Annotated in this window: 3 protein-coding genes; all 3 read right to left on the reverse strand. The window is 54.0% G+C overall.

Annotation, left to right across the window (positions count from 1 at the left end; all coding sequences use genetic code 11):
- On the reverse strand, positions 1 to 458 hold a 458-nt coding region (locus ACOCD2_RS17555; protein ID WP_419625840.1), incomplete at its 3' end, for a DUF4276 family protein.
- 41 nt (positions 459 to 499) lie between these two features.
- Positions 500 to 1,687 carry an AAA family ATPase gene (locus tag ACOCD2_RS17560; RefSeq protein WP_419581857.1) on the reverse strand — a complete coding sequence of 396 codons (1,188 nt, stop codon included), beginning with the start codon at positions 1,685 to 1,687 and terminating at the stop codon, positions 500 to 502.
- A gap of 9 nt (positions 1,688 to 1,696) precedes the next feature.
- Positions 1,697 to 1,954 (reverse strand): hypothetical protein, encoded by a 258-nt coding sequence (locus tag ACOCD2_RS17565; RefSeq protein WP_419591762.1) that lies wholly within the window; start codon positions 1,952 to 1,954, stop codon positions 1,697 to 1,699.
- Positions 1,955 to 2,077: the final 123 nt, after the last annotated feature.

Genomic DNA, 2,077 nt, shown 5'->3' on the forward strand with positions numbered 1-2,077 from the left:
GATCGGTTATTTTCGATTGAAAGGTAGGGGCCAATTGTGCGCGACCCAGACACCTTCTGGTATTCTGGAGCAATTCGTTTCAACTCCTGGTATGGATTGGCCAGACGATCAGGATCACGAAACTTCCGGCTACCCTGTTGCCTGGCAAGACCGGCCGGGCCGATGGCGGTAGCGACGGCGGTGAGATCACCAAGATACCAGGACTCCAGTTCGTGACAAGCGATACGAACCAAGGCATCTTCTCTTCCTGCCTGTGTGCAAAGCTGGGCCAGCCGCTGCTTGAGTTCCACGCAATCTGCGCTGTCCTTGTCCTGCAATACGATAAAGCGGGCATCCGCTCGCTGCCACGCCCGCAATTTCCTCGGCAAGCGTTTCTCCAGGTCCTGCTTGCCCTCAAATACCAGATAGACCATTTCGTAAGTATTGGGAAGCAGCCTCGGGAGGAGCCCTTTCAGCATTTCCCTGGCAGACGGCTCCTCCAGGAAAAAAACCAGTTGTGTCATTGCGGCCCCGCTCCCTCGAACAAGCCATCTTTCCAGAGATACCCCATCTGATCACCTTCGGAAATAAAAGCGGCGAGTTGTTTATTGTCGCGAGCCCGTTTTATCGAGGTATATCCTTCTTCCTTGACAAGCCAATAGACCTCATCAATCTCGACGGCATTCAGGAAATCAGGTGAATGCGTTGACACGAACACCTGTCCACCCCGTTCGGCATAAGCCCGAAACTCCTCCGCCAGTTCCCACAAAAGCATGGGGTAAAGCTGGTTCTCCGGCTCTTCTACACAAAGAAGTGGGTGTGGGGTTGGATTATAAAGCAGAACCAGGTAGGCAAGCATCTTGATGGTTCCGTCAGAAACATACCGGGCCAGGAAGGGATCCTCGAAGGCGCCATCCTGGAAGCGAAGTAGCACCCTGCCCTCCTCGGTGGTTTTTGCGTCAACCTTCGTGATCCCCGGTATCCTTTCCGAAAGTTTCGCCAGGATTTTCTGGAAAACCTCCGGGTGGCGCTGATGCAAATACTGGATAACCAAAGAAAGGTTTTCGCCCTCACGGGAAAGGTGTTCTGCATAACCGGCTTCCTGTTCCGGCCTGGCGCGACTGATATGGAAATCTGAGATATGCCAGTTTTCAATCAGGTTCCCAAGCGCCATGACAGCTGGAAAGCGCTCGAACTGCGCCAACCCTTTTACCGCCAATATCTCAGGAGAACGAAGTTTCTGATGCTCACGCTTTAGCTGGCGTACATCGGTTACATTTTCTATTTCATTGGTAACCGCTTCTCCTTCACCCTTGGAAAAATCCAGAAAATGCCAGGGTTGCCCCCCGCTTCCCCTACGATATTTGAGGATCTCCCGTGCAACGAATGGACGGTCATTCAGCTCCCCGATGGATAGAAAGTAAGTCACCAAGGGCGAGGAGTCCGACTCGCGAAATTTGAGTTCGATTTCGATATTTCCCTCCCCCCCCCGAGTGCGAACCTCATGAAATCCACGACTCCCCCCGAGCTTGATCAGGGCGGTATGAACGTTACTGGTCAATGCCTCCTTTAAAAATTCGAACACACTGAACAAGGTGGATTTACCGCTCCCATTGGCCCCGACAATCACACAGAACCTTGGGATATCCAGCATCTGAGCGTCTTTGAAACTTTTGAAGTTCTTCAGCTTGATGGATTCGATGTGCATAAGCCTCTCCTAAAAATCCAGTTCCAGCGATTCACCCTTGTGGCCCACCTCGTGGGAGGCGGTCACGATGGCATGCCAAACGCCGATGAGTTCATTATACGCCCGGGCGTCTTCGGCCCAGCGGTTGCGTTCACAAAGGGTGTAGAGGTGGTAAGCGAGCTGGCGCAGAGGTTCGCCTTTTTCCGGCATGCGAGCCAGCAGTTCACCGGCGGCGGATTCGCCGTCTTCGTTCAGGCGGCGGATCATATGGTGCAGAGCTTCCCACACAGGTGTGCACTCGTCTTGGGCGAGGTCCCAGTCGGTGGTGTACTCTTTCCACTTGAGCAGGCGCACCTTGCCGCCGCCGGATTCCAGTACGCCAGATCAACACTGGTGCCCTTGGCGCGGGCC

It is taken from the genome of Thiolapillus sp. (assembly GCF_048562965.1).
Classification (GTDB): Bacteria; Pseudomonadota; Gammaproteobacteria; order Chromatiales; family Chromatiaceae; genus Thiolapillus; species Thiolapillus brandeum_A.

Excerpts from the sequence above, each read along its gene's own strand:
- ACOCD2_RS17560 (WP_419581857.1), bottom strand. The coding sequence starts at position 1,687 with ATGCACATCGAATCCATCAAGCTGAAGAACTTCAAAAGTTTCAAAGAC.